Annotated in this window: 11 protein-coding genes; 5 read left to right on the top strand and 6 right to left on the bottom strand. The window is 60.0% G+C overall.

Annotated features, from left to right (window positions below; genetic code table 11):
- Positions 1 to 18: 18 nt before the first annotated feature.
- Positions 19 to 1347, top strand: coding sequence for an ABC transporter permease (locus H9S92_RS14650; protein ID WP_187467451.1), 1329 nt, complete (start codon positions 19 to 21; stop codon positions 1345 to 1347).
- Positions 1348 to 1735: 388 nt separating this feature from the next.
- Here H9S92_RS14650 and H9S92_RS14645 read toward each other — a convergent pair whose 3' ends face one another.
- Positions 1736 to 2002, bottom strand: a complete 267-nt coding sequence (locus H9S92_RS14645; protein ID WP_187467450.1) for a hypothetical protein — start codon at positions 2000 to 2002, stop codon at positions 1736 to 1738.
- 101 nt (positions 2003 to 2103) lie between these two features.
- On the bottom strand, positions 2104 to 4977 hold the full coding sequence (locus H9S92_RS14640; RefSeq protein WP_187467449.1) for a T9SS type A sorting domain-containing protein: 2874 nt from the start codon (positions 4975 to 4977) through the stop codon (positions 2104 to 2106).
- A gap of 570 nt (positions 4978 to 5547) precedes the next feature.
- Here H9S92_RS14640 and H9S92_RS14635 point away from each other — a divergent pair.
- On the top strand, positions 5548 to 11982 hold the full coding sequence (locus H9S92_RS14635; protein WP_187467448.1) for a CHRD domain-containing protein: 6435 nt from the start codon (positions 5548 to 5550) through the stop codon (positions 11980 to 11982).
- Between the two features lie 212 nt (positions 11983 to 12194).
- On the opposite strand, the gene H9S92_RS14630 is transcribed toward H9S92_RS14635, so the two are convergent.
- Positions 12195 to 13016: a hypothetical protein gene (locus H9S92_RS14630; RefSeq protein WP_187467447.1), complete on the bottom strand. Its 822-nt coding sequence runs from the start codon at positions 13014 to 13016 to the stop codon at positions 12195 to 12197.
- A 358-nt stretch (positions 13017 to 13374) separates the two neighbouring features.
- Between H9S92_RS14630 and H9S92_RS14625 the strand changes: the two genes are divergently transcribed.
- The 3 genes from H9S92_RS14625 (at position 13375) to secDF (ending at position 18041) form a co-directional block, all read left to right on the top strand.
- Entirely contained in the window at positions 13375 to 13959 is a 585-nt protein-coding gene (locus H9S92_RS14625; protein ID WP_187467446.1) for an HD domain-containing protein, read from the top strand.
- Between the two features lie 40 nt (positions 13960 to 13999).
- Positions 14000 to 14686, top strand: coding sequence for a VIT1/CCC1 transporter family protein (locus H9S92_RS14620; RefSeq protein WP_187467445.1), 687 nt, complete (start codon positions 14000 to 14002; stop codon positions 14684 to 14686).
- A gap of 295 nt (positions 14687 to 14981) precedes the next feature.
- Positions 14982 to 18041 (top strand): protein translocase subunit SecDF, encoded by a 3060-nt coding sequence (secDF, locus tag H9S92_RS14615; protein WP_187467444.1) that lies wholly within the window; start codon positions 14982 to 14984, stop codon positions 18039 to 18041.
- 308 nt (positions 18042 to 18349) lie between these two features.
- Here secDF and H9S92_RS14610 read toward each other — a convergent pair whose 3' ends face one another.
- The 3 genes from H9S92_RS14610 to H9S92_RS14600 form a co-directional block, all read right to left on the bottom strand.
- The gene (locus H9S92_RS14610; protein WP_187467443.1) at positions 18350 to 19165 is read right to left on the bottom strand and encodes a T9SS type A sorting domain-containing protein; all 816 of its coding nucleotides are present in this window, start codon (positions 19163 to 19165) and stop codon (positions 18350 to 18352) included.
- A 552-nt stretch (positions 19166 to 19717) separates the two neighbouring features.
- A complete protein-coding gene (locus H9S92_RS14605) occupies positions 19718 to 21397 on the bottom strand; it encodes a DUF885 domain-containing protein (RefSeq protein ID WP_187467442.1) in 1680 nt (559 codons plus the stop codon).
- A 154-nt stretch (positions 21398 to 21551) separates the two neighbouring features.
- Positions 21552 to 23960: T9SS type A sorting domain-containing protein (locus H9S92_RS14600; RefSeq protein ID WP_187467441.1), on the bottom strand; the 2409-nt coding region annotated here is incomplete at its 5' end.

Genomic DNA, 23960 nt, shown 5'->3' with positions numbered 1-23960 from the left:
CCACAAAATCTACCCCCAATGAAAAATCTCTGGCTCGTCATTCAGCGTGAATACATCACCCGCGTCCGGCGCAAGTCTTTCCTCCTCGCTACCCTGCTCACGCCGCTGGGCATTGCCGTTTTCATCGTAGTGGTACAATTCATTTTCAGCTACGAAAACGACGAGGTGAACCGCATCGCGGTGGTAGACCAGGGCAAGGTGTTCAGTGGCCCCATCCCCGACGAACAAGGCCTCTACTTCAAGTTCGTGGACAAGGACATTGAGACGCTCAAAGGGGAAATCCGCGACAGCGAGGACCCCGAATACGGCTCCATCCTGGTCATTCCCGAGGTAAAAAATACCCGCGCCAAAGACTTCCGCATCCAGTATTTCAGCGACGAGCCGCTCACGCTCGACCTCGAAATGGCCATTAAGGGACGGGTGGAAAAGGCCCTGCGCAACTACAAGATCACGGCCCTGGAACTGGATGAAAGCCTGCTCAAATCCCTGGATTCGGACGTGGACATCCGTTCCCAAAAAATTACCGTGGAGGAAGGAGAAAAGGCCGACACCAGCATGGCCGGCGTAGTCGGCGCGGCCCTGGGCACCATCATGGGCTTCATGATGTACCTCTCCATTTTCATTTACGGGATGATGGTGATGCGCTCGGTGATGGAAGAGAAAATGAACCGCATCGTGGAGGTGGTCATCTCTTCGGTGCGGCCCACTACGCTGCTGCTCGGCAAAATCATCGGCGTGGGTGCCGTGGGCCTGACCCAGGTGTTGGCCTGGATGGTCCTCATTCCGGCCGTCATTTTCCTGGCGACCCTGGTATTTGGTTTCGACGCCGATGCCGCCCAGCAGATGCCGCAGAGCCCGGAGATGGACCCCGAAGAAATGCAAAGCATGGTGGAACGGGTGATGGCCGGCGTGGCGGAAATGAACTGGTGGGTGATTTTGCCCTGCTTCATCATTTACTTCCTCGGCGGCTATTTCATGTACGCGGCCCTGTTTGCGGCGGTGGGTTCGGCCATGGGCGACGACCTGGGCGAGGGCCAATCGCTTACCTTGCCCATTACCATTCCGGTCATTTTGGCGCTCTACATCATGATGGCAGCCATGCAGGCCCCGAATTCAAGCCTGGCCGTCACCTCCAGTTTCATCCCGCTGTTTGCACCCATCGTGATGCCGGCGCGGCTGCCGTTTGGCCCGCCCGCCTGGCAGATCATCCTCAGCCTCCTCGTCGTCATCGGCTTCGCTGCCGCCATGGTGTGGCTGGCCGCCCGCATCTACCGCGTCGGCATCCTCAACTACGGCAAAAAGAGTTCTTTCAAGGACATGAGCCGCTGGCTTTTTTCCAAGTATTAAAGGATTAAAGGGGGAAAGGATCAAAGGCTAAAGGGTGCCCCTACTGGACTACTGAACTACTGAACTAGCAAAAGGGCGCGGCCGCAGGTGCAAAGTTTGCCTATTGGAGCAAGGAACGTCCGCCCCGGATAGTTTAAACCTAGGCTGTCTAATTAGCCAGGCCGCAGCCGTACTCACTTTGGCCAACCGGGGAGGCTCAAGCGCTTAATAGGTCGAGACCCTCTGGGTCGTAGGAGAATACGCCAATGTACTTAGCTGGATCGACCCAGAGGGTCTCAACCTAGGGGGGCACCGTGATTAGCTGGATCGACCCAGAGGGTCTCAACCTAGGCGGTCTAGGCCCCTAAAGCGCGTACGGGTTAAACCCATTAGATTAGACAGCCTAGGTTTAAACCTCTTCGAGGACGCCCGGCTCAATGGCCACGTTGAGGATTTTCAGCACAAAAGAACAGGTGGGCCCTTCTCGTAAAGTAGGTTCCATGGCCTCGGTCAGGGCAGCCATTACTGCGCCGTATTCCCCCGTAAGCTGGGTGGACAGGCCATTGGTGGCCACCCGGATGCCGGGCTGTTCCCGCAGGCGGTGGATGAAGGCAAGGATGGGCGCATCGTAATCGGGCGTAAGGGGATACAAAGAGAGTTCGGCGGAGATTTGCACGGAGGGATAATTTTGGCGGTAAAATAAAAAAGCGCCTGCCGGGCGAAGGCTCCGTGGCGGAGCCCTTACCCGGCAAGCGCTTTATCGTTTGCCCAGGTTCGTTACTGCCTGAGCATTCTCTTGGTGGCCAAACGACCTTCGGAGCGCACCTGCACCAGGTAGAGGCCCCGGGGCAGGTCGGCGGTCATCAGCGGCAAATCCTGGGCGTGGGTCTCGAAAGACTTGAGCAAGACGCCCGCCGCGCTGAATACCTGCACTTCCTTGCGCCCGGCGTACTGCTGGCTGAAGTGCAGGACGGTGCTTTCCCGAACCAGGTTGGGCCGCAACTCAAACAGGCTGAGGTCGAAAATGGGGTTACGCGTGGAAACGGCGTCGCCGAAGGTGACGTCGTCCCAGTAATAAGTCTCCCCCGTTCCCGAAGTACCGAAGTTGAAGAAGATCGAAGCCTTGTTGTAGCTGTTGGCCAGGTTAAGTACGGCGGTACCCATTGCCTGGTTGCTGAAGTCAAATACCAGGGTTTCCCAGGCCATGGCCACGGTGGTGGTCGCTTCGGTTTCTACCGAAATAGCGGGGTCGTTGGCCGCTTCCACCTTCAGGCGGATGGGCGTGCCGGCCGTAGGCGACCAAACGCGTACCGACATCGTTGTTGCCGAAGCCGTGAAGGGGATGGGACTACTGAAGCCAACCGTGCCGCCCATCGTAGTGCCCGCAAAAGTCTCGGAGCCGGGCATTTTCGTGCTTTGGGCTACGGTGTTGCTTGCATCGGTAGGGTCTGCCACAATTTCGGAAGCGTTGCCGCCGAAGTCGGTGAGGGCATAGTCCAGTGTCTCATCTTCAAAAGTAACGGGCAGGTTCAGCCCCGTGGGCGGAGGCCCGTCACCGCCGAAAGTGACGTCGTCCCAGAAATAAGTCTGTTCTCCCGCCATGGAGCCATCGGTCCCAAAGTTGAAGAAAATAGAAGTCTTGTTGTAGGTGCTGGCAAAGTTGAGCGGTGCGGTGCCGTTTACCTCGTTGCTGAAGTCAAACACCAACGTTTCCCAGGCCATGGCCACTGTCGTCAGGGTTTCGGTTTCAACCGAGACGGTGGGGACGAAAGCCTGCTCCACCTTCAGGCGAATGGGCGTCCCCGCCGTAGGCGACCAAACGCGTACCGACATCGTAGTGGCGCCTGCCGCGAAGGGGATGGGCGTAGCAAAGCCGACTTCGCCGCCAACGGTGGTGCCGGCCCACAATTGCGCGGCCATGGTTTTGGTGGACCGTACTACCGTGTTGGTAGCGTCGGTTGGGTCTGCCACAATTTCGGAGGCGTTGCCGCCGAAATCGGTCAGGCCGTAGTCCAGTGTCTCATCTTCAAAAGTGACGGGCAGGTTGAGCCCCGTAGGCGGAGGTCCGTCGCCGCCGAAAGTGACGTCGTCCCAGTAGTAAATCTCCCCCGTCCCGGAAGCGCCGAAATTGAAGAATATGGAAGCTTTGTTGTAGCTGCTGGCCAGGTTGAAGGCTGCGGTGCCGGGGGCCTCGTTGGTGAAGTCGAATACCAGGGTATCCCAGGCCATGGCCACCGTAGTCAGTACCTCGGTCTCCACCGAAATGGCGGGGTCGTTGGCCGCTTCCACCTTCAGGCGGATGGGCGTGCCGGCCGTAGGCGACCATACGCGTACGGACATCGTTGTTGCCGAAGCTGTGAAGGGGATGGGCGTAGCAAAGCCGACCGTGCCGCCAATTGTGGTGCCCGCAAAAGTCTCGGAGCCGGGCATTTTCGTGCTTTGGGCTACGGTGTTGCTTGCGTCGGTTGGGTCTGCCACAATTTCGGAAGCGTTGCCGCCGAAATCGGTCAGGCCGTAGTCCAGTGTCTCATCTTCAAAAGTGACGGGCAGGTTGAGTCCGGTGGGCGGAGGTCCGTCGCCGCCGAAAGTGACGTCGTCCCAGTAGTAAATCTCCCCCGTCCCGGAAGCGCCGAAGTTGAAGAATATGGAAGCTTTGTTGTAGCTGCTGGCCAGGTTAAAGGCGGCGGTGCCGGGGGCCTCGTTGGTGAAGTCGAATACCAGGGTATCCCAGGCCATGGCCACCGTAGTCAGTGCCTCGGTCTCCACCGAAATGGCGGGGTCATTGGCCGCTTCCACCTTCAGGCGGATGGGCGTGCCGGCCGTAGGCGACCATACGCGTACGGACATCGTTGTTGCCGAAGCCGTGAAGGGGATGCGGCTACTGAAGCCGACCGTGCCGCCAATCGTGGTGCCCGCAAAAGTCTCGGAACCTGCCGTCTTAGTGGTTTGTACCACGGTGTTGGTTCCGTCAGTAGGGTCTGCTACGATCTCCGAAGCGTTGCCCCCGAAGTCCGTCAGACCGTAGTCCACCGTCGCTGTATCCTCGAAGGTGACGGGCAGGTTGAGCCCCGTAGGCGGAGGTCCGTCGCCGCCGAAGCTTAGGTCGTCCCAGTAATAAGTCTGTTCTCCCGCCATGGAGCCATCGGTCCCAAAGTTGAAAAAAATGGACGCCTTTTCATAGATGTTCGCAAAGTTCAGCGCTGCGGTGCCGGGCGCCTGGTTGCTGAAGTCAAACACTAAGGTTTCCCAGGCCATGGCCACTGTCGTCAGGGTTTCAGTTTCTACCGAAATGGTGGGATCGAAGGCTTTTTCCACCTTCAGGCGGATGGGCGTCCCCGCCGTAGGCGACCAAACGCGTACCGACATCGTAGTGGCGCCTGCCGCGAAGGGAATGGGCGCAGTGAAGCCGACTTCGCCGCCAACGGTGGTGCCGGCCCACAATTGTGCGGCCACTGTTTTAGTAGACTGTACCACCCGGTTAGTTGCATCAGTGGGGTCTGCCACAATTTGGGAAGCGTTACCCCCGAAATCCGTCAGGGCATAATCCAGGCCGGTATCTTCAAAAGTAACGGGTAGGTTGAGGCCCTGGGCCTCCACACTCGCGAGCACTGTGCTGAGCACCAGGCACAGCAAAAGGGTAAATAATCTCATCGGTATTTTTTAATGATTGAATAGTTCGACAGAAGGATGTGGAGAAAAACCGTTTGCCGAAGAACTATGTAACGACAGTGCCCCAGACAACATTAAGTTTTGAAAACCACACTAATGCCTCTTGAAAGTATTAAAACTCCCTGAAGAAGAAAATGTTTAACCATTTTCCTTATCAAGGCGTACACGGGTTGGCAGCCTTAGGGGTGTCTTTCGGGCCAGGTTGCACAGAAGTTGGGTATGAAATCAAGGAAATTCCTGATAAACAAACTGAAAAGTGTGGCGAATACAGAACAATTGCCCTAAATTGAACCTAAACACAAACGGGGCCCAAACCATTCGAAGGGTTTTCCCCGTAGCTATGGACAATTGACACTGCGGAGGGGATTAGGATTCACCCAGGCCGCCATTTTAGCTTTCAATGGCCACCGCGCACGGTGGCGCTGCGCGAGCCCACCGAAAGCGAACAATGACCACACCCACTCCCCGCCACTACCGATAAAGTACGCCAGCTTCCTGCTCATCTGCCGCAGGAGAATGCCGCTTGATATTTTCATTCATAACCCAATTCTTATGCACTACAAGTTTTACCAAGGCGCCAGGCTTTTGCTGTTGGCCCTATTCACCACACTCCTGGTGCCCCTTGCGGCACAATCGCCGGAATGCAACGCCGGCGAACTCACCAGCCCCAACGGCACCCCCTACATCCCCGTCTGCTTAGACGATATGGATGAGGGCCTGACGGACATCATCCGCACGGGCTTCGTTGGTGGCACCAGCCAGTATTTCCTCACCAACCCCGGCGGCTTCATCCTGGAAGTGCTCGAAGGCGACCCGCCTTTTGACCTGCGCAGCTACGGTGCCCGGGTGCTGGCCATCTGGAGTGTTTCCTATACGGGAGACCTCATTGGCGTTGCGGTGGGCGACAACATCTGCTTGTCGGCCGCCACGGGTTGCTTCAGCCTCTCCAACCCCATCGTCGTCAACCGCAAACGCGGCGATGACTGCGACGATTTTTGCGTAGCCGACGGGGGCATGCTCACCCTTACCAACGGAGGAGGCACGGAAACGGACATTTGTATTTCCGACACCCTCGACGCCCGGGTGGACGTGACCCTGACGGGCAACCTGCGCGGCGACCAAATGACTTTCCTGATCACCAACGATACCGGGCGGATTCTGTCCATCCCCACCGATGACGGTCCCTTCGACCTCAGCGCCGCCGGAGCGGGCACCTGCCTGATTTGGCACCTTTCTTACGACGACGACCTGACCGGCCTCGAAGTAGGCAATACCCCCATGGATTTCGACGGCTGCTTCAGCCTCTCCAATCCCATTACGGTCAACCGGGCGGAAGGTTTTGACTGCATCAACGATTTCGTGGCCCAGCTCAGTGGCACCAACGGGGTCCCGTGCCCGGTAACCTCTACGGGAACGGGGTCAGTGCAGGCAACGCTTACCGATAGTGTGCTTACGGTCAGCGGCAGCTTTTCCGGGCTCACCTCCGACTTCGACCCCAACATTGCTGGCGGTGCCCACATCCACCTCGGCCTGGCCGGTGAAGCGGGGCCCATTGCCTTACCGCTTACAACTACGCTCGACGGTGACCTCCGTGGGGGCACCTTCGCGGCCGAAGACAATACCTTTACCCTGACGGCAGACCAGGTAGAGGCCCTCCGCAACCGCGGCTTTTACATCAACATCCATACCCTGGATTACCCCGCCGGCGAAATCCGTGGCCAGTTGCTGGCTGCCGACGCCGATGCCTACGCCGCCGCCTACTTGCTGGGTGTCAACGAAAACCCCTCCATCTACTCTCCCGCCCAGGGCGCAACGATGGTGGAGCGCGACGGAAACACCATCACCGTTTCCGGTAGCTTCAGCGGACTGATGGCCCCCGTGGCTACGCAGATCGTTGGCGGAGCCCACATCCACCTCGGCATTGCTGGCCGCAACGGCCCGGTGATCTTCCCCCTCACACTCGACCTGAGCGCCGACTCCACCGGAGCAACCATTGCTGCGGCCGATAACATCTTCACCCTGACGGACGAACAAGTGACGGCCATGGATGAAGAGCGACTCTACGTGAATATCCACTCCGCTGCCGTCATGTCCGGCGAACTGCGCGGACAGATTATGCCCCTGGCTACGGCCACTTTCTACGCCAACCTGAGTGGCCACCAGGAACAGCCCGTCCCCGTCAACACCCCCGGCAATGGCCGGGCCATGCTGAACTTCGACGGCGACAGTACCCTGACCCTCAGCGGTAGCGTCAATGACCTGATGGACTCCGTGCTCCTCAGCCTGGCTGGGGGTGCTCACCTGCACCTGGGTCTGGCCGGCGAATCCGGCCCCGTGGTCTTCCCCCTGACCATTTCCCTCGATAGCGCGGGCACGAGCGGACAGTGGTTGCCAGCGGATAATACCTTCACGCTTACCCCAGAGCAGGTAGACGCCTTCTACGCCCGCGGCTACTACGTCAACGTACACTCTACGGCGGTGAACAGCGGGGAAGTCCGGGGCCAGGTCATGAACCTCGCCAAGGGCTACTTCGGCTCCAATCTGGCGGGCATCAATGCCAACCCGGAAGCCAAAAAGACGGCGGGCAATGGCTTCGTGATCTACGAGCTTTGCGACGACGAATTGGTGGCCACGGGTTCCTTCCAGGAATTGGAAAGTGATTTTGCGGCCGAGATTGCCGGAGGTTCCCATATCCACGTTGGCGACGCTGCCAACACTGGCGGCATCGTTTTCCAACTCAACGTGGAGGTGGATTCCACCCTGCGCGCGGGCGTCTACCGGGCAGCCGACAATCGCTTTGCCATCGATTCGCTACAGCGGGCCACGCTCCTTGCCGGTGGCTACTACTTCAACCTCCACACCGTAGACCACCCGTCGGGAGAAATCCGCGGACAGTTGCTGCGGGATGACGACGCCTTCCCCACCGCCCCCAACATCATTGTTCCGGAAGACAGCGCCCGCGTGACCGTCTTTGAAGGCGGCAGCGACCTCGAAGAAGGCGCCTTTGAAGCAGCCACCGACCCCGACGGCGACCTGGTGGTGTACACCATTGAAGTTACAGAGCCTGAAGACATGGCCTTCGACAGCATCATCGCTTGCCTGAAAGTCGGCACCCGGACCTCCTCCACCGCCACCATCGGTGCCATCTACGACACGCTGATTGCCAACGGCGGCGTGGCAGGCCTCGAAGTTCCCCTGCGTTACCGCATCGTTGCTTCCGACGGCAGCGTGGCCACCCCCGGCCCCGCCCGCACCATCGTCCTCATCATCGGGACCGCACCCTGCGAGGTCGATGGCGGCACCCTGGCGCTGGAAGACGGCAGCACGGACCTTAGCATCTGCGCTGGCGACGGCATCCCCGATTCGATCAGTGTAGTGGTAACCGATACCGTCGGGACCAGTTTCACCTACATCGTCACCGACAGCAACGGCGTCATCATCGATGTCCCCGCCAATCAGCCCTTCGACTTCGATGCCGGCGATGGCGGAACCTACCTGATCTACGCCGTGAGCCACGACAGTACCTTCACCGGCGCTACCGTGGGCGAAAATCTGGACGACCTCGACGGTTGCTTCGATCTTTCCAACGCCATCGTCGTCACCCGCCTGACGGGCACGGATTGCCCCGGCTGCAACGTCGACGGCGGCAACCTGGCGCTGGAAGACGGCACCACCGCTTTCACCATCTGTGCCGGAGATGGCATCGCTGATTCCTTCAACGTGGTCTTGACCGACACCGTGGGTGCCAACTTTACTTATCTCGTCACCGACAGCGAAGGCGTGATCCTCTCCGTACCTGCCAACCAACCCTTCGACTTCGAAGGTGCCGGCGGCGGAGCCTGCAACCTCTACGCCGTGAGCCACGACAGCACCTTCATCGGCGCTACCGTGGGCGCAAACCTGGAAGACCTCGCCGGTTGCTTTGATCTTTCCAATGCCATCGTCGTCACCCGCCTGACGGGAACGGATTGCGACGGCTGCAACGTTGACGGAGGTACCCTGACCCTCGCGGATAGCACCACCAGCGTGACCATTTGCGCAGGAGACAGCATTGCCGATTCACTCTCCGTAGTGTTGACCGATACCGTTGGCAGCAATTTCACTTATATCATCACCGACAGCGAAGGCATGATCCTGTCCGTCCCGGCGGACCAACCCTTCGACTTTGAAGGCGCGGGCGGCGGAACCTGCAGCATCTACGCTGTGAGCCACGACAGCACCTTCACCGGCGCAACGGTCGGTGCCAACCTGGCCGACCTGGGCGGATGCTTCGACCTCTCCAACGCCATCGTCGTGACCCGCCTTACGGGCGATGCCTGCGACAACATCGGCGGCTTTACCGCCCAGCTGAGTGGCCTCAATGAACTGCCTACGCCGGTAACGACCACCGCACGCGGCACGGTAAGTGCTACGCTGGAAGGCAACACCCTGACGGTGAGCGGTTCCTTCTCCGACCTTTCTTCCGACTTTGACGTCAACGTCGCTGGCGGTGCCCACATCCATTCCGGCCTCGCGGGCCAGGCGGGTGGCATCGTTTTCCGCCTCAACAGTGAACTCGACAGCACCCTGCGCAGCGGCACCTTCGTGGCCGACAGCAACGTGTTTGAGCTCACGCCTGAACAAGTGACCCTCCTCCAGGACCGGGGAATGTACGTCAACATCCATACGCTGGACTACGCCGCCGGTGAACTCCGCGGACAGTTGCTTCCCGCCACGGTGGAAGCGGTTAAGACGACCCAGTTGCTGGGCGTCAATGAAGTACCGGCCGTCGTTACCGAAGCCATCGGTGGTGTGATGATCGAACGGGTGGGCAATACCCTTACCGTTTCCGGCAGCTTCAGTGGCTTGAATGGCCCGGTAGCTACCGACATCGTGGGCGGCGCGCACATCCACCGTGCGGTAGCCGGCCGCAATGGCCCGGTCATCTTCCCGCTGACCCTGAACCTGAGTGCCGATAGCCTGAGCGCTACCATTGCCGCCGCCGATAACGTGTTTGCCCTGACGGACGAGCAAGTGGATGCCCTGAACGATGAGATGTACTACGTCAACATCCACTCCGCCGCAGTGCGTAGTGGCGAACTCCGGGGCCAGATCAGTGACCTTACCGTCAGCAGCTTCTACGCCAACCTGAGTGGCCACCAGGAGCAACCCGCCGCCGTCAACACCCCCGCCGATGGCCGGGTGATGCTGTACTTCGACGGAGACTCTACCCTGACCGTCAGCGGAAGTGTCCGCAACCTGATGGATACGGTAGCCACCAGCATTGCCGGGGGCAGCCACATCCACCTGGGCGGCACGGGCACCTCCGGGCCCATTGCCTTCCCCCTCCAAATAGCCCTCGATGCCGACCGCCGCGGTGGCGTCTGGCTCGCCGATTCCAACACGTTTACTCTCGCACCGGCGCAGGTAGCCGCCCTCTACAACCGGGAATACTACGTCAACGTCCACAGCGGAGCCGTGATGTCGGGCGAAGTACGCGGCCAGGCCCTGCACCTTGCCAAGGGCTATTTCGGTGCCAATCTCTCCGGCCTCAACTCCAACCCCAACGCCGTGAAAAGCACGGGCAACGGATTCCTTCTCTTCGAGGCCTCCGGCAACCAACTGGTGGCCATGGGTGCCTTCGATGACCTTGAGGGAGATTTTGATGCCTCCATCGCGGGTGGTTCCCACCTCCACCTGGGCGACGCAACCACCACCGGGGGGATTGCCGTGGAAATGAACGCAGAGGTAAGCAGTGACCTGAAAAGCGGCAGCTATGCCCCAGACAGCAACCGCTTTACCCTCACCGCCCCCCAGGTGAGCGCCCTGCGCGACGGCGGCTTGTACTTCAACCTGCACACGACCACCAACCCCGCTGGAGAAATCCGCGGACAGGTACTGCGGGATGACAACGCTTACCCCGCTGCCCCGGAAATCCTCCTGCCCGCCGATGGTGCCACCGTTACCGTCTTCCCCGGCGGAACCGACGCCGACACCGCCTCCATCTCCCGGTCTACCGACCCCAACGGAGACACCGTGGTGTACATCCTGGAACTGGTAGGCATGGAAGACGCGGAATTCACCACCCTCCTGGCCTGCATTAAAGTGGGGGCCGACACCAGCTTTACCCAAGCCCTGGTGGGCCTCTACGATACCCTCTCCGGACTGGGCCTGCCCAACGGCGTCTCTATCCCCCTGCGCTACCGCTTCAAAGCCAGCGATGGCAGCGTAGCCACGGCGGGTGAAGCGCAAACCGTGACCATCACCCTGGCCGCGGAGCGCCCCGGCATCCTGGCCGTCAATGAAGTGGGCCGCGACGGTGCCGTAGAGTTCATCAACCTCGGCAACAGCACCACCTTCCTGGGCGATTACTACATCGGTGGCAACGGAGACTTCCAACGGATTGGCGACCTCAACATCCTCTGTGGCGACCTCACCCTGAAGCCGGGCGACCGGATTTCGGTGCAGCTCGACGCCGTAGCCGGACTGGACGCTGGCGAACTGGCCCTCCTGAGCACCAACGGCTATAACGCGCCCAACGTAGTGATCTACTCTTACCTCGCCTGGGGTGAAGGCAACCGCACGGGTGAAAACCTGGCCGTTGCCGAGGGCCTCTGGGACTTCAATACCGAACTGGGCAGCCCCACCGACGACGTTTCCATCCAGCTCATTCCCAACCGGACCGCGCGCGAATATGCCCTCGGTGCCCCGACGCCCTGTGCGCCTAACGTGCTCTCCGTCAGCACCCGTACCCAGGAAGCTGCCGACCTGCTCCGGGTCTTCCCCAACCCCTTCACTACCCGCCTCACGCTGGAGGTCGGTGGCCTGCGGGCGGAAAGCACCCAGTTGCAGCTGTTGGACATCAACGGCCGCGTTTTGGCCCAGCAAACCCTGAACCTGCGCGATGGCCGCATTGAACTCAGTACCGACCAACTCTCGGCCGGTGCCTACCTGCTCCGCCTGACCAACCAGTCTGGTGTCAGCACGCGCCGCATCATCCGGCAGTAAACCGTCCGTTGCTTCGGCAGCGCAGAAAAAGGCCCGTGTCTCCACCTCCGGAGGCACGGGTTTTTTTATGGTCCGGGGAAGCGTTTGGGGGCGCGGACGCAGGTGCAGTGGATGTTGGAAGTCCGATGTGCGACGTCAGATGTCTGCTGTGCGCCGGCTCCGGACGTCTCGTCCGGCTGAACTCCCTTGGAAGACAGGATGTGCCTGGTGTTTTACCGCACGCCAGTGACCCGCAGCAGGGCCGGCAAGCGCTCCTGGAGGGCATTGACGACCGCAGTGGAATCGGCCGCCAGGTTGATGGTACCGAAGACGTTGGACAAATCGGCGGCCAGCAGCACGGTGAGGTCCGTCCCCCGCTGGGGGGCCACCGCAGCGGGAAAATCAAGGACAAAGGGCAGCAACCCATAAGCATCGACGCGCAGGGTATCGTTGGTAGCGGTGAGGAGGTATTCAGCGCTGGCCTGGAGGTAGCCCCGTCCGTCGTTGAAATTGAGGAGTCCGGCCTGGGTGGCCAGCGGGGAGTTGCTGGGGGCCGAAGGAGGGAAGACGGGCAAAAAATCACTGCTCAGACCAAACTTCCCTCGCACCTGCGTCAGCGCCGCTTTTCCAATGCGCAGGGTGCCGACGGTAGAAACATTGCTCCCCGTTGACTGGGCCAGTACCAGGTTGGCGTTCAGCACCGCAGGGAGGGTATCGGTGCCGGAAAGGACGCGGACTTCCACGGGGTTCTCGGGTACCGCCAGCGGGGAATTGCCCGCCACCAGTTCCAGTCCGCCGAGGTAGTAGCGGAACCGCAGGAGGCGAAAACGATTGAGCGCGCCGTCGGTAAAGGTATCGGTAGTGCTGAAAGCCGCCTCACCCCAGAGGCGGGCAATCTCCACGCGGAAGGCGGGGTAGGTACAGCAATCGTCGGGGCAGGCTTCGTCGGCCCGCAGGTCGTAATTCGTTGCGTCGGGGTCAAGGCAGGCGATGCGGTCTTCGTAGCAGGCGGCACATAGGACGAGGGGGAGGATAGAGAGGAGGGCTCGGTACATTAAATGATTGGATGCGTGAATGAGTAAATGAGTGACCGCCGGAGGCAGCAGCGCTAGCTAATGAGCTGCCGCACTTGGTCGGCTGCCGCACTTGCCTGGTTGCCGCCGGGGGGACGGGCTACCGCTTGCCTGGTGCAAGGTCTGGTTTTTGGTGGATACAGGTTGTGGGATTCCCGTGGTTTTGGTCTCCTCCAGACTATTCATCTAAGCATTTCTACTAAACCAGGGACTACTGCACTTCTGAACCATCCCGTCCCCTACCCTGCCTGGGGTGGTGCTTTTTGGGGCTGTTCAGGGTTTTTGTTTAATTTACCGGCCCGGAAATACTTGCTTCGGGCAAAAACCTGCTACCCGCATTATGGCCTCCAGCGTTGACAACATTACTTACCTCACTGGTCGTTACGTAGCCAGGTTGCTCATCAGTAAGTTACCCGCAGACCGGCTCTACCACAACCTGCACCACACCATCAATGTCGTGCAGGGCGTCATCAATATTGGCAACGCAGAAAAAGTCTCGGAGCCGGAGATGGAGACCTTGTTGCTGGCGGCCTGGTTTCATGACGTGGGGCACATCAAAACTTACGAGGGGCACGAGGTGGCCAGCGCAGAAATTGCCCGTGATTTTCTCCTTCGGCACGACTACCCGGCCGAACGCATGGCGGCCGTAGCCCGTTGTATTCTGGCGACGACGATGCCCCAGCGGCCGGAGTCTCACCTCGAAGAAATCATTTGCGATGCCGACATGTACCACCTCTCGCTGGTCACCTACGAACACGCCCAGGAACTGCTCCGCGAGGAGTGGAGCCGGGTGTTAGGGAAAGTCAGCTCAGACGAAGACTGGGAGCGGGAAAACCAGGAATTTCTCCACCAGCACCACTACTTTACGCACTACGGACAGACGGTGCTGCAGCCCCGTAAAGAAAAATACGGGCTTGAGAAATAGGCCTTTTTTCACCACTTACTAGTTACCAGGATACCCTCCCATGATGCCCGAAAACCACTACATTAACCGCAGCAACTGGTTGCGGGCCGCCGTTTTGGGGGCCAACGACGGAATTCTTTCTACCGCCAGCGTAGCCGTGGGCGTGGCAGCGGCGGGTGCGGCCCGGGAACCCCTCCTGCTGGCCTCCGTGGCGGCTTTGGTGGCCGGAGCACTTTCGATGGCGGCGGGTGAGTACGTCTCCGTCAGTTCCCAGGCCGACCTGGAAAAAGCCGACCTCGACCGCGAGCGCGAAGAACTGGCCACCATGCCCGAGCAAGAATTGACGGAGCTGGCCGACATCTACCAGGCCCGCGGGCTCCGACCTGAAACCGCCCTGGAAGTGGCCCGACAGTTGACCGCCCACAACGCCCTGCTGGCCCACGCCCGCGACGAACTGGGCATCAGTGACCTGACCGAAGCCAACCCGCTGCAAGCCGCCGTGGCTTCTGGCTTGTCCTTCACCGTTGGGGGGATACTGCCCGTGGTGGTGGCAGCGCTGGCTCCACTGGGGGGGATGATTGGCCTGCAATATGGCTTTGCCCTCTTTTTCCTGGTGCTGCTGGGCTATTTCTCCGCCCGCGTGGGGGGCTCCGGGACCCTGCGCCCGGTTTTGCGCATCACCTTCTGGGGAACGGTGGCGATGGGCCTGACGGCATTGGTCGGTTATCTGTTCGGGGTGGAGGTCTAAGGCGTCCTTTCCCCCTTTGCTCCTTTATCCCGGGGGGGAGCACCTGCGGCCGCGCCCATTTGCCTTACTTCCTGGCACGGGTACCTATTTGTTAGACCAAATCGTATATTTGCACCCGCTTAGTCAGGTGGAACTGGGAGGCTCCGCCCTAAGCACAGGCCGACAACGAATGATTAAGCCTTCTTTCGGAGGGCTTTTCTATTTGGAAGCGGCCGCTTCATCACCCTTCTTAAAGTGGTGGTCCCGCCCCAAATTTCGTACGGCGGGTCCGCACGAAACCTAAATTTTTTCAGCTATGCAAGGCAAGGGAATTATCAAATTCTTCCTTGTGGTTATGCTCCTGGTAACTGCTTACCAGTACTTCTTCATCATCCCGACCAACGCCGTTGAGGCCGACGCCGCCGATTATGCCCAAGAAGAATCAGGACAAACCGAAGGCGAAGAATTCCGCATGATGCGTGCCTATTACCTGGACAGCATCTCCAACCAGGAAGTCTTCAGTATTCCACTCATCAAGTCGTTCACTTACCAGGATCTCAAAGCCCAGCAACTCAACCTGGGGCTTGACCTGAAAGGCGGTATGTCCGTCGTTCTCCAGGTAGACCTCCGGGAGTTCCTCCGAACCCTGGCCCGCAATACCAAGGACCCCACTTTTGATGAAGCCATCAACAAAGCCTCCCAAGCTCAATCCAACGCCCAGGACAACTACATCGCTCTTTTCGCCGACGCATGGCGGGAAGTGCGGGGAGATAAGGACCTGGCGTCCATCTTCAGCCGCAACGACGCCCTGCGCGACCAGATCCCCATGGGAACGTCCGACGCAGAAGTCATCCGTATTCTCCGCGACCAGGCCGACGAAGCCGTGGCCTCTACCTACGAGCTGCTCAAGAAGCGCATTGACCGCCTCGGCGTGGTGCAGCCCAACGTCAGCCTCGACGCCGAGCGCGACCTCATCCTGGTGGAACTGCCGGGCATCGAGAACGCCGAGCGCGCCCGCTCTTTCCTGACGGGTGCGGCCAACCTTGAGTTCTACGACGTTAAGCGCATCGACCAGACCGCCATCAACGCCCTGATCGAAATCGACCAACTCCTGGAGCGCCGGGCCAAGATCGCCGCCGGCCGCGACAGCAACTACGTGGAGGCCAAAACCTACCGCTACGACACGCTCTACCGCGCCGATGACCTGGGTAATCTTACTACGGAAATCGACCGGATTGATACAACGGAGGTGACCAACCAGACGGCCGGCCCCCTCTTCAGCATCTTCAGCCCCAACAACGGCAACCTCGGTCCCGCCGTCCTCGGTGTCGCCACCGAGCGCAACCTGGCTGCGGTGAAGGACATGCTGGAAGACCCCGAAGTAGAGCGTCTGCTGCCCCGCGACGTCATCTACCGCTGGGAGGCCAGTCCGCTGCCCATCGACGAGCAAGGCACGCTGGGTGATCTCTACGCCCTCTACCAGCTGGATCTGCCCCGCGACGGTGTTGCTCCGCTGACGGGTGAGTACGTTACTACCGCCAGCGCTGGTCCGCAGCCCGACGGGCAGCTGGCCGTCAACCTCAGCATGAACTCCGAAGGCGCCCGCATCTGGGCCCGGATGACGACGGAGGCCGCCAACGACCAAAACCGTCAGGTAGCCATCGTGCTCGACGACCGGGTGGTATCTGCCCCCCGCGTAAACGGCCCCATCCCCGGCGGCAACACGGCCATCACCGGTGGTTTTAACGTAGAGGAGGCCGATGACCTGGCCAATATGCTCCGCGTTGGTCGTCTGCCCGCCCGTACGGAAATCATCCAGGAAAGCATCGTTGGTCCCAGCCTCGGTGCTGAAAACATCAGCCGCTCCATCACCGCCTTGTTGATTGGTTTCGCGCTGGTGGTGCTGTTCATGATTTTCTACTACGGCGGTGGTGGCATCGTTTCCATTGCCGCGCTGCTGCTGAACATCGTGTTCATCTTCGGTGTCCTGGCCAGCCTCGGTACGGTACTTACCCTGCCCGGTATTGCCGGTATCCTCCTCACAATTGGTATGGCCGTTGACGCCAACGTCATCATTTTTGAACGGATCCGCGAGGAGCTACGCATCGGCAAAACGGTGCAAAATGCCATCCAGGATGGATTCAGCAACTCCTATTCGGCCATCATTGACGCCAACGTGACGACCCTGCTCATCGCCATCACCCTGGCCTGGTTTGGTCTTGGCCCCATCAAGGGCTTTGCCGTGGTACTGATGGTGGGCGTCATTTCGTCCATGTTCACCGCCGTATTGGTTGGCCGCCTGTTCATCGACTGGTGGGTAAATAAGAAAGGAGACCTGTCTTTCTGGACCGCCCCCAGCAAGAACCTGTTCAGCAACATCAACGTCGACTGGATGGGCAAGCGCAAAATCAGCTACGCCATCTCGGCCATTCTGGTAGTGCTCTCCCTGGCCTCCATCGCTACCCGGGGCTTCGACCTCAGCGTCGACTTCAAGGGGGGCTACAGCTACACCGTGGTGTTCGATAAGGCCGTGAACCCGCAAGACCTGCGTGCGGCCCTGGCTACTCCTTTCGGTGGCGAGCCGATTGTTAAGTCAGTCAGCACGGACAATACCTTCAACATCGTAACCGACTACCTCGTGGAAGAAACCGCGCTGGTAGATGGCAAAGAACCCCAGGAAGTGGTGCTGGCCGCCCTGCACACGGGCGTCCAGGCAGCGACCGGCGACAGTGGCCTTACGCTGGAGCAGTTCTCCGATACCGAAGCAGAATCCGGCACCCACATTACCAGTGTGAGCAAGGTTAGCCCTACCATTGCCGACGACATTATGCGCTCCGCCCTCTGGGCAGGTGCCATCGGTTTGTTGCTGATCTTCCTCTACCTCCTGCTGCGCTTCAATAAGCCCCGCTACTCCATCGGTGCTATTGTGGCCCTGTTCCACGACTCCATCATCGTAATGGGGGTCTTCTCCTTCTTCTGGGGCCGCCTCGGCTTCAATATGGAAGTTGACCAGGCCTTCATTGCTGCCATCCTGACGGTGATCGGTTACTCCATCAACGATACGGTAATCGTTTTCGACCGGATTCGCGAGTTCCTGAACACTTACCTCAGCCGGAGCAAAACGGAAGTCATCAACGACGCCATCAGCACCACGGTTTCCCGTACGGTCATCACCTCCTTCACTACCGTCCTGGTGGTGTTGGTGCTCTTCCTCTTCGGTGGCAGCAGCATCAAAGGTTTTGCCTTTGCGTTGATCGTTGGTATCGCAGTGGGTACTTATTCCTCCATCTTCGTCGCCACGCCTATCGTACACGACCTGACGAAGGAACCCGAAGTGAAAATTTCGGAAGGTACCCCCACTCCCGCCAAAGCCTAAGCGCTTCCTCCCAAGCAATTAGCGAGCATTAAAGGTGCGTGGATCGGCTTCGGCTGGTCCACGCATCTTTTTTTGGCGCGGTCGCAGGTGCTCCCCCCCGGCCCCCCGAAGGGGGGAGTTAGGACGAGGAGCAGGGTTTGGCGGAAGAGGGAAGTTTTCCTGGTGGAGGCCCCCGGATTACGGATGCGAGGCGTCTCGCTGGTGGAGGCCCCCGGATTACGGATGCGAGGCATCCTTCATCCGGGGTTATTAAGGTTGGACCCCTACCGGGGTCAGGAGGGGGTTAGGGGTTTGGGGCATGGCGCGGGTTAAAGCACCACTACCCGTTCCTTGATGCGGAGGCCGTCGGTTTCCATGACTAAAAAGTATACCCCGGCGGGTAGGGAACGGACGTTGATGGAATGCTCCGTCCGTACTGCTCCACCCAGTTGTTCTTCCCAGATGAGCCGGCCGGCGAGGTCGTAGAGCAAAACGTCATATATCGGCGTCTCGGTGAACGTGACCGTGAAGCTTTCGTTAGCGGGATTGGGGAACACGTCTGCTTCGATGGGTTGGGGTAAGACAGGTCCGTTGCCCCCTGCCCACTCCTGGAATTTATCGCCCAGGCAGTTTTCCAGCTCCCGGGCGAAGGAGGCCAACCCCACGCGCTGAAGGTCCGGGGCAATGGGACCGGTTACGGATCCCCCCGCTTCTACCTTGAGGCTGGCCGGACCACAGCCCGGAAAATCGTAAATCGGGTACGGGTTATCCACTCCGCTTTGGAGGCCAGGGAAGTAGGAGGTGTAGCCCTCCCTGCTCGGGAATAGGACAATGTACTGCTCGCCTTCTTCCAGTGGCGCAACGGGTCCGTTGCAGTTTCCGCCGTCCTGGCCCCAGAGGGAAAAGCGGGACACCCCCGGGAGGCTTCCGCCGATGATGCCTTCCAGCCGGAAGTCGTACAGCGGGGCAAAGCCGTCGACGTCGGGGCTGCGAAAGCCCAGGTAAGTGGCCCGCACTACGGCCGTTTCCCCTTCCGTCCATTCTACGTATTGGGCGGCGTACTCGCAGAAAGTCGCCGTAAATAAGCAGGAACAGGCGTAGGCCGTGGAGGGGAGGAAGAACAGGAGAAAAGCGAGGTATTTCATGCGGAATCGTTTACGGCAGGGTTGGAAAAGGTCAGGATAACAAGATAGACGGTAGAAAAAGTAGCGGCGTTGGCCGGATTGCCCTTTACTTGGTCTTTGGGGGCGGCGTTGGAGCAAGCGCTGGAGGGTGTTGCAAAACCTGTACCCGCCAAATTTTTGACCTTGCGCCGGAGTTTCGCACATTCGAATATGTTCGAAGATTAGTCCTCCCCCACCGCCTGGGGGTGGGACTACCACGCACTAAAATTCGCACATTCGAACATGTTCGAAGGTTCATCCCGTCCCCTGCATCTGTCCCTCCCCCAGCACCCGCGCCCGCGCCCTAAAAAATACTGCGCCGCTCAACGTTTTTCATCTCCGAGAAATATTTGCCTCCACCGATTATTCCTCCGAAGCGATTCCCCTCATTTCAAACGGCAAAAGAGGCCTCGGAGGATTATTCGCGTGGGAGCTTGATTTGCGAAAAACCCAACCGCTTTCAAAAAAATAGCTCGCCAGTGATAATCCAACCTCCTGGCGGATGCCCCAATGTTAAATTGTAAATTGTAAATTCTACCTCCCCGCCATCCATTCCTCCACCAACGTTTCAAGGGTAGCCATAGTCACGGCCCCATTGGCCAAAACGAGGTCGTGGAAAGCCGCCAGATCGAATTTCTCCCCCAGGCGACTTTCCGCCCGCGCCCGAAGTTCCCGGATTTTGAGCTCGCCCATTTTGTACGACACCGCCTGCCCCGGCCAGCCGATGTAGCGGTCAATTTCCGTATTGACTTCGTGCAGGGAGAGGGCGGTGTTTTCAGCCATGAAGGCGACGGCGCGCTCTCGGCTCCACCCAAAGTAGTGCATGCCGGGGTCCACGACCAGGCGGCACACGCGCCACATTTCGTAGACGAGGCGGCCAAATTCTTCGTAGTCCGTTTCGTAGATGCCGGCCTCTTTGCCGAGGTATTCGCAGTACAGGGCCCAGCCTTCGCCGAAGGCGGAGAGGTAGAGTTGCTTGCGGAAGCGCGGCTGCTCAGCCAACTCTGCTGCCAGCATCATCTGCGTGTGGTGGCCAGGCACGCCCTCGTGCAGCGCCAGGGCAGGCAAGACGTAAAGCGGCCGGCTGGGGAGATTGTAGGTATTGACCCAGAAAGCCCCCGCCTTGCGCCGCCCGTAAGACCCCGGCGAGTAGCGGCCGCCCGTATAGTTGGGCGCCAGGGCGGCGGGGACGGGCTCGACCGTCAGCGGCATCCGCGGCAAGTGGTTAAAATAGCGCGGCAGCAAGCCCTCCATGCGTTTGGTAATCCAGGCGGCACGCTGCAACAACTCCTCAGCGCTTTGGGCGTAAAACTGCTCATCCGTCCGCAAAAAATGCAGGAAATCGGCAAAAGAACCCTGGAATCCCGTTCGGGCAATAACGGCTTCCATCTCCTGGCGGATGCGGCGTACTTCGCGCTGGCCGGTCTCGAAAACGATTTGGGGAGAGACGTCGTCGGTCGTGAAAAAGCGAACGCGCTGCTCGTAGTACGCTGCGCCATCGGTTATGCTCCTGATACCAATGGCTTCCGGCAGTGCGGGCAGGTATTCCCGCTCCAGAAAGTCGAGCAACTGCTGGTAGGCGGGGTAAACGGCCCGCCGGGTAATGGCCGCAGCGCCCGCAGCCCAGGTAGCGTTGGCTTTCACCGGCACTACGAAAATGCTTTCTTCCACGGGCGCTTCCAGTACCCTGCGTATCTGGTCACCACAGTTTTTCACGATCAGGCCAGGAGAGGTTTTGCCCTCGGCCAGCCCCCGGCGCATGGCATCGATCTGGGCCGCGAAGTAGGCGGGCAATTCCTCCAGGGTGGCCAGGTGGCGCTCGTACTCCGCCTCGGTACCGACCCTCTGGCCCGAGAAACGATAAATCACCCCCGCCAGAAAACCGCCCTCGGAGTCGAGGGGGAAACGGTGGCTGCCGAAGTCACGCTGGAAAATTTCGTCGTCCAGGACGTGCTCCAGTAAGTCGCGGTTGATGCGTTGCTGGCCGGTCAGGTGGGTGCCGGGCGGCAGCGCGTCGCGCAGCCGCCGTAGGGTGGCCAAATCCGCCTGGTAATCCGCTTCGCTGCGGATGGCCCAATACTGGCCGCTCTGCTGGGGCCGCCAATTACCGTACGCCTCCACCAGGCTATCCAGGCGGGCAGCAGCGGTGGTTGCGGATTGGGCAGTGACGCCGGTGAAAGTGAGCGACAAAAAGCAGAAAAGAAAGGCGCGCATGGATGAGGTGGTTTGGGGGTGATAAATGTAGCGCGCTTATGGTTACGCAGCCCTAAAACAACACAAGCCCCGCTACTCCGAAGAGCGCGGGGCCTGTATTTTAGCCTTTTTCAGGCGGACTTACGCACAGCCCGCCAAGGCAATCTACGCCGTCTTACCGAACCACCACCATCTTCCGGCTAGCGGTAAAGTCGCCGGAAGTCAGCGTATACGTCAGTACGCCCGCGGCGCCGAGGTCGGCAGCCGTAAGGGTAACTTCGTTGCGACCGGCAACCGCATCAAGCTTACGCGTTAGCAGCAGGCGGCCTGCAGCATCCTGTACGCTCAGGGTAGCGGAGCCAGCAACGGCAAGATCGAAGCGGATCAGCGTAGAAGCGGTCACCGGGTTTGGAAGGTTCTGCAACAATCCGTTTTGCGCGGTCGCAGGTGCCGTGGAAGTCGTGAAAGCAAGGTTCAACGCACCACCTGTTCCGTTCAGGCTTACCCCTTCGCGGACCGTAATCTCATCCGTCAGGCTCACCAACTCGCTCAGGCGGCCACCAACCGTAGCCATCACCTCCAGCGTCAGCATCGCATCAGCACCCCGCAGGGCTACCGCCACCAGGCCGTCGCCGGCCCGGTTCAGGTTGATCGCGCCTTCGCCTTCGTAGCTGGCCGTCACCAGCTCCAGGCCAGCGGCCAGCTTGATCGTGCCCTGGAAGCCCGCCAGCTCGGTGCCGCGGATTTCCATGGTGTGCGTCTGACCAACTTCCAACTGTGCGTCGGCAGCTTCGATGGCTGCCGTAGAACGTCCGTTGCCCACTACGTCACCGTAAGCGAAGGCCACGAAGTCCGCATCCAGGATGCTGCCCGTCAGGTCATTGACATTGTACACCTCGGGGAAGGCCGCAGCGTAAGGGTTGCTCACGTCAACGTCCGCCGGCACGAAGCCCCAGCTCTCGCCGGTAGCGTAGTTAGCGTCCAGGCCCAGGATCACCCGCTGGATCGCAACGAGGTCCAGTACGTTCAGGTTCCGGTTCTGGTCAACGTCCGCCGCCAGGTAGTCGTAGGGAGAGTCAAAATCCTCAGCACCCAGGATAACCTTGGTAATCTTAACGATGTCCGAAGTTTTCACCGCTTGTACATCCACGGGTACGGCGTACAGCGGCTGTACGGTGTAATCTTCGCCAAGGTTCAAGTCAGCAAAGAAATAAACACCGGCGGCGTCGGTCAGCACCGTCTCGTCCATCGCTCCGCCTTCGCCAGTCAGCGTTACCGCTACGTTGGCCATGGCGCGGTCCGTCCGCGTGGCGATCGTTCCCGTCAGGTTCGGACCAGCCTCACCGCACACGCCGTCCTGGAAGGCTTGTACCTGTACGATGACGGAGCAGTAATCGCCGTTTCCGTTGTTGTCAACAGCATAAACACGGACGGGAAGGTCACCGAGGTCGTCGCAGTCGAGGTCGATGCCCAGGCGACCGGCGGAAGGATTAAAGCCAGCTACGCCCGCTTCTTCTTCCGTGTAGATGCTGTACTGGTCGATCAGGTTGCCGAAGCAGTCAAACACATCGCTGGCGATGAAGTCAGAAGCCCAGATCGCAGCCATGCCACCACCCTGTCCGTCGGGCATCAGGGTTGCCGTCAAGGTTTGGATACAGATTGGCGTCGGCGCTTTGTCCGGCGTTACACAGAACTCCAGGATCTCCACGTCGAAGTTGCCACAGCCGTCGGCCGCCCGGATCCGGATGGCGTGCTCGCCTACCGGTACGTTCGTAGCGCGGATCGAGTAGCTGCCGTCTCCGTTGTTCGTCAGCGTGATGCCTACGCCCAGCGCCGCAGCGTTGTCCGGACGGAAGCCCTGCGCAACGTCGTAGTTCGCGTCCAGTTGCAGCGTCACGTCAACGTCGGAGCACTCGTCTACCGCCGTGAAGGTCAGCGTCAGGTCGGCCGTGCACGTTACGCTCGTACCACCGAAGCATTCTTCCGGCTCGTCTGCCTCGATGACCGGGGCCACCTCGTCGTAGATTTTCACGAACTGTACGTAGCGGAACGCTCCGCGGCTGTCGTCGGCGGCGTACACATCGTTGTCGATGTTGTCGTTGCCGTTGTCGTCGTCCGTACCGTCCATGTCGTTGCCGTCGTCCAGCGTCTGGTCAAACTGCGGGGCACCGGGGTTGTAGTTCCGGTCCGTGAAGCGGCTCAGGAACGCAAAGTCGTCCGTCAGCGTCGTCGTCACCTGGGGGATGACGTTCAGGTAGAGCAGTTGCGTCTCCGGGTTGCGGATGCCGTCGCCGTCCCGCGGGATCAGGTAGGGCTGGCCCAGCGTGTTGTACTCACACCAGTTCACTACGTCGTAGGTGATCCGCAGCTTGAAGCACTCTTCGCCGGCGGCAATCGTGCGCAGTGTGTCGATGTAGTGCGTCGTCGTGATCAGGTCACAGGCCAGCTCTTCGGCTACGATACCGTCGTAGTCGGGAACGTCAGCGCAGGTGCCCTCTTCGTCCGTCGGGAAGGTGATCCGGTAGTCGTGGATGCCGTAGACCGTGATCCGCTGCTGGCAGACCTGGACGTTGGTCAGGCCCTG

It is taken from the genome of Neolewinella lacunae, assembly GCF_014349155.1.
Classification (GTDB): Bacteria; Bacteroidota; Bacteroidia; order Chitinophagales; family Saprospiraceae; genus Neolewinella; species Neolewinella lacunae.
This window is presented reverse-complemented; position numbering and strand designations above follow the sequence as displayed.

Excerpts from the sequence above, each read along its gene's own strand:
- H9S92_RS14650 (WP_187467451.1), top strand. The coding sequence starts at position 19 with ATGAAAAATCTCTGGCTCGTCATTCAGCGTGAATACATCACCCGCGTC.
- H9S92_RS14640 (WP_187467449.1), bottom strand. The coding sequence starts at position 4,977 with ATGAGATTATTTACCCTTTTGCTGTGCCTGGTGCTCAGCACAGTGCTC.
- H9S92_RS14635 (WP_187467448.1), top strand. The coding sequence starts at position 5,548 with ATGCACTACAAGTTTTACCAAGGCGCCAGGCTTTTGCTGTTGGCCCTA.
- H9S92_RS14630 (WP_187467447.1), bottom strand. The coding sequence starts at position 13,016 with ATGTACCGAGCCCTCCTCTCTATCCTCCCCCTCGTCCTATGTGCCGCC.
- H9S92_RS14625 (WP_187467446.1), top strand. The coding sequence starts at position 13,375 with ATGGCCTCCAGCGTTGACAACATTACTTACCTCACTGGTCGTTACGTA.
- H9S92_RS14620 (WP_187467445.1), top strand. The coding sequence starts at position 14,000 with ATGATGCCCGAAAACCACTACATTAACCGCAGCAACTGGTTGCGGGCC.
- secDF (WP_187467444.1), top strand. The coding sequence starts at position 14,982 with ATGCAAGGCAAGGGAATTATCAAATTCTTCCTTGTGGTTATGCTCCTG.
- H9S92_RS14610 (WP_187467443.1), bottom strand. The coding sequence starts at position 19,165 with ATGAAATACCTCGCTTTTCTCCTGTTCTTCCTCCCCTCCACGGCCTAC.
- H9S92_RS14605 (WP_187467442.1), bottom strand. The coding sequence starts at position 21,397 with ATGCGCGCCTTTCTTTTCTGCTTTTTGTCGCTCACTTTCACCGGCGTC.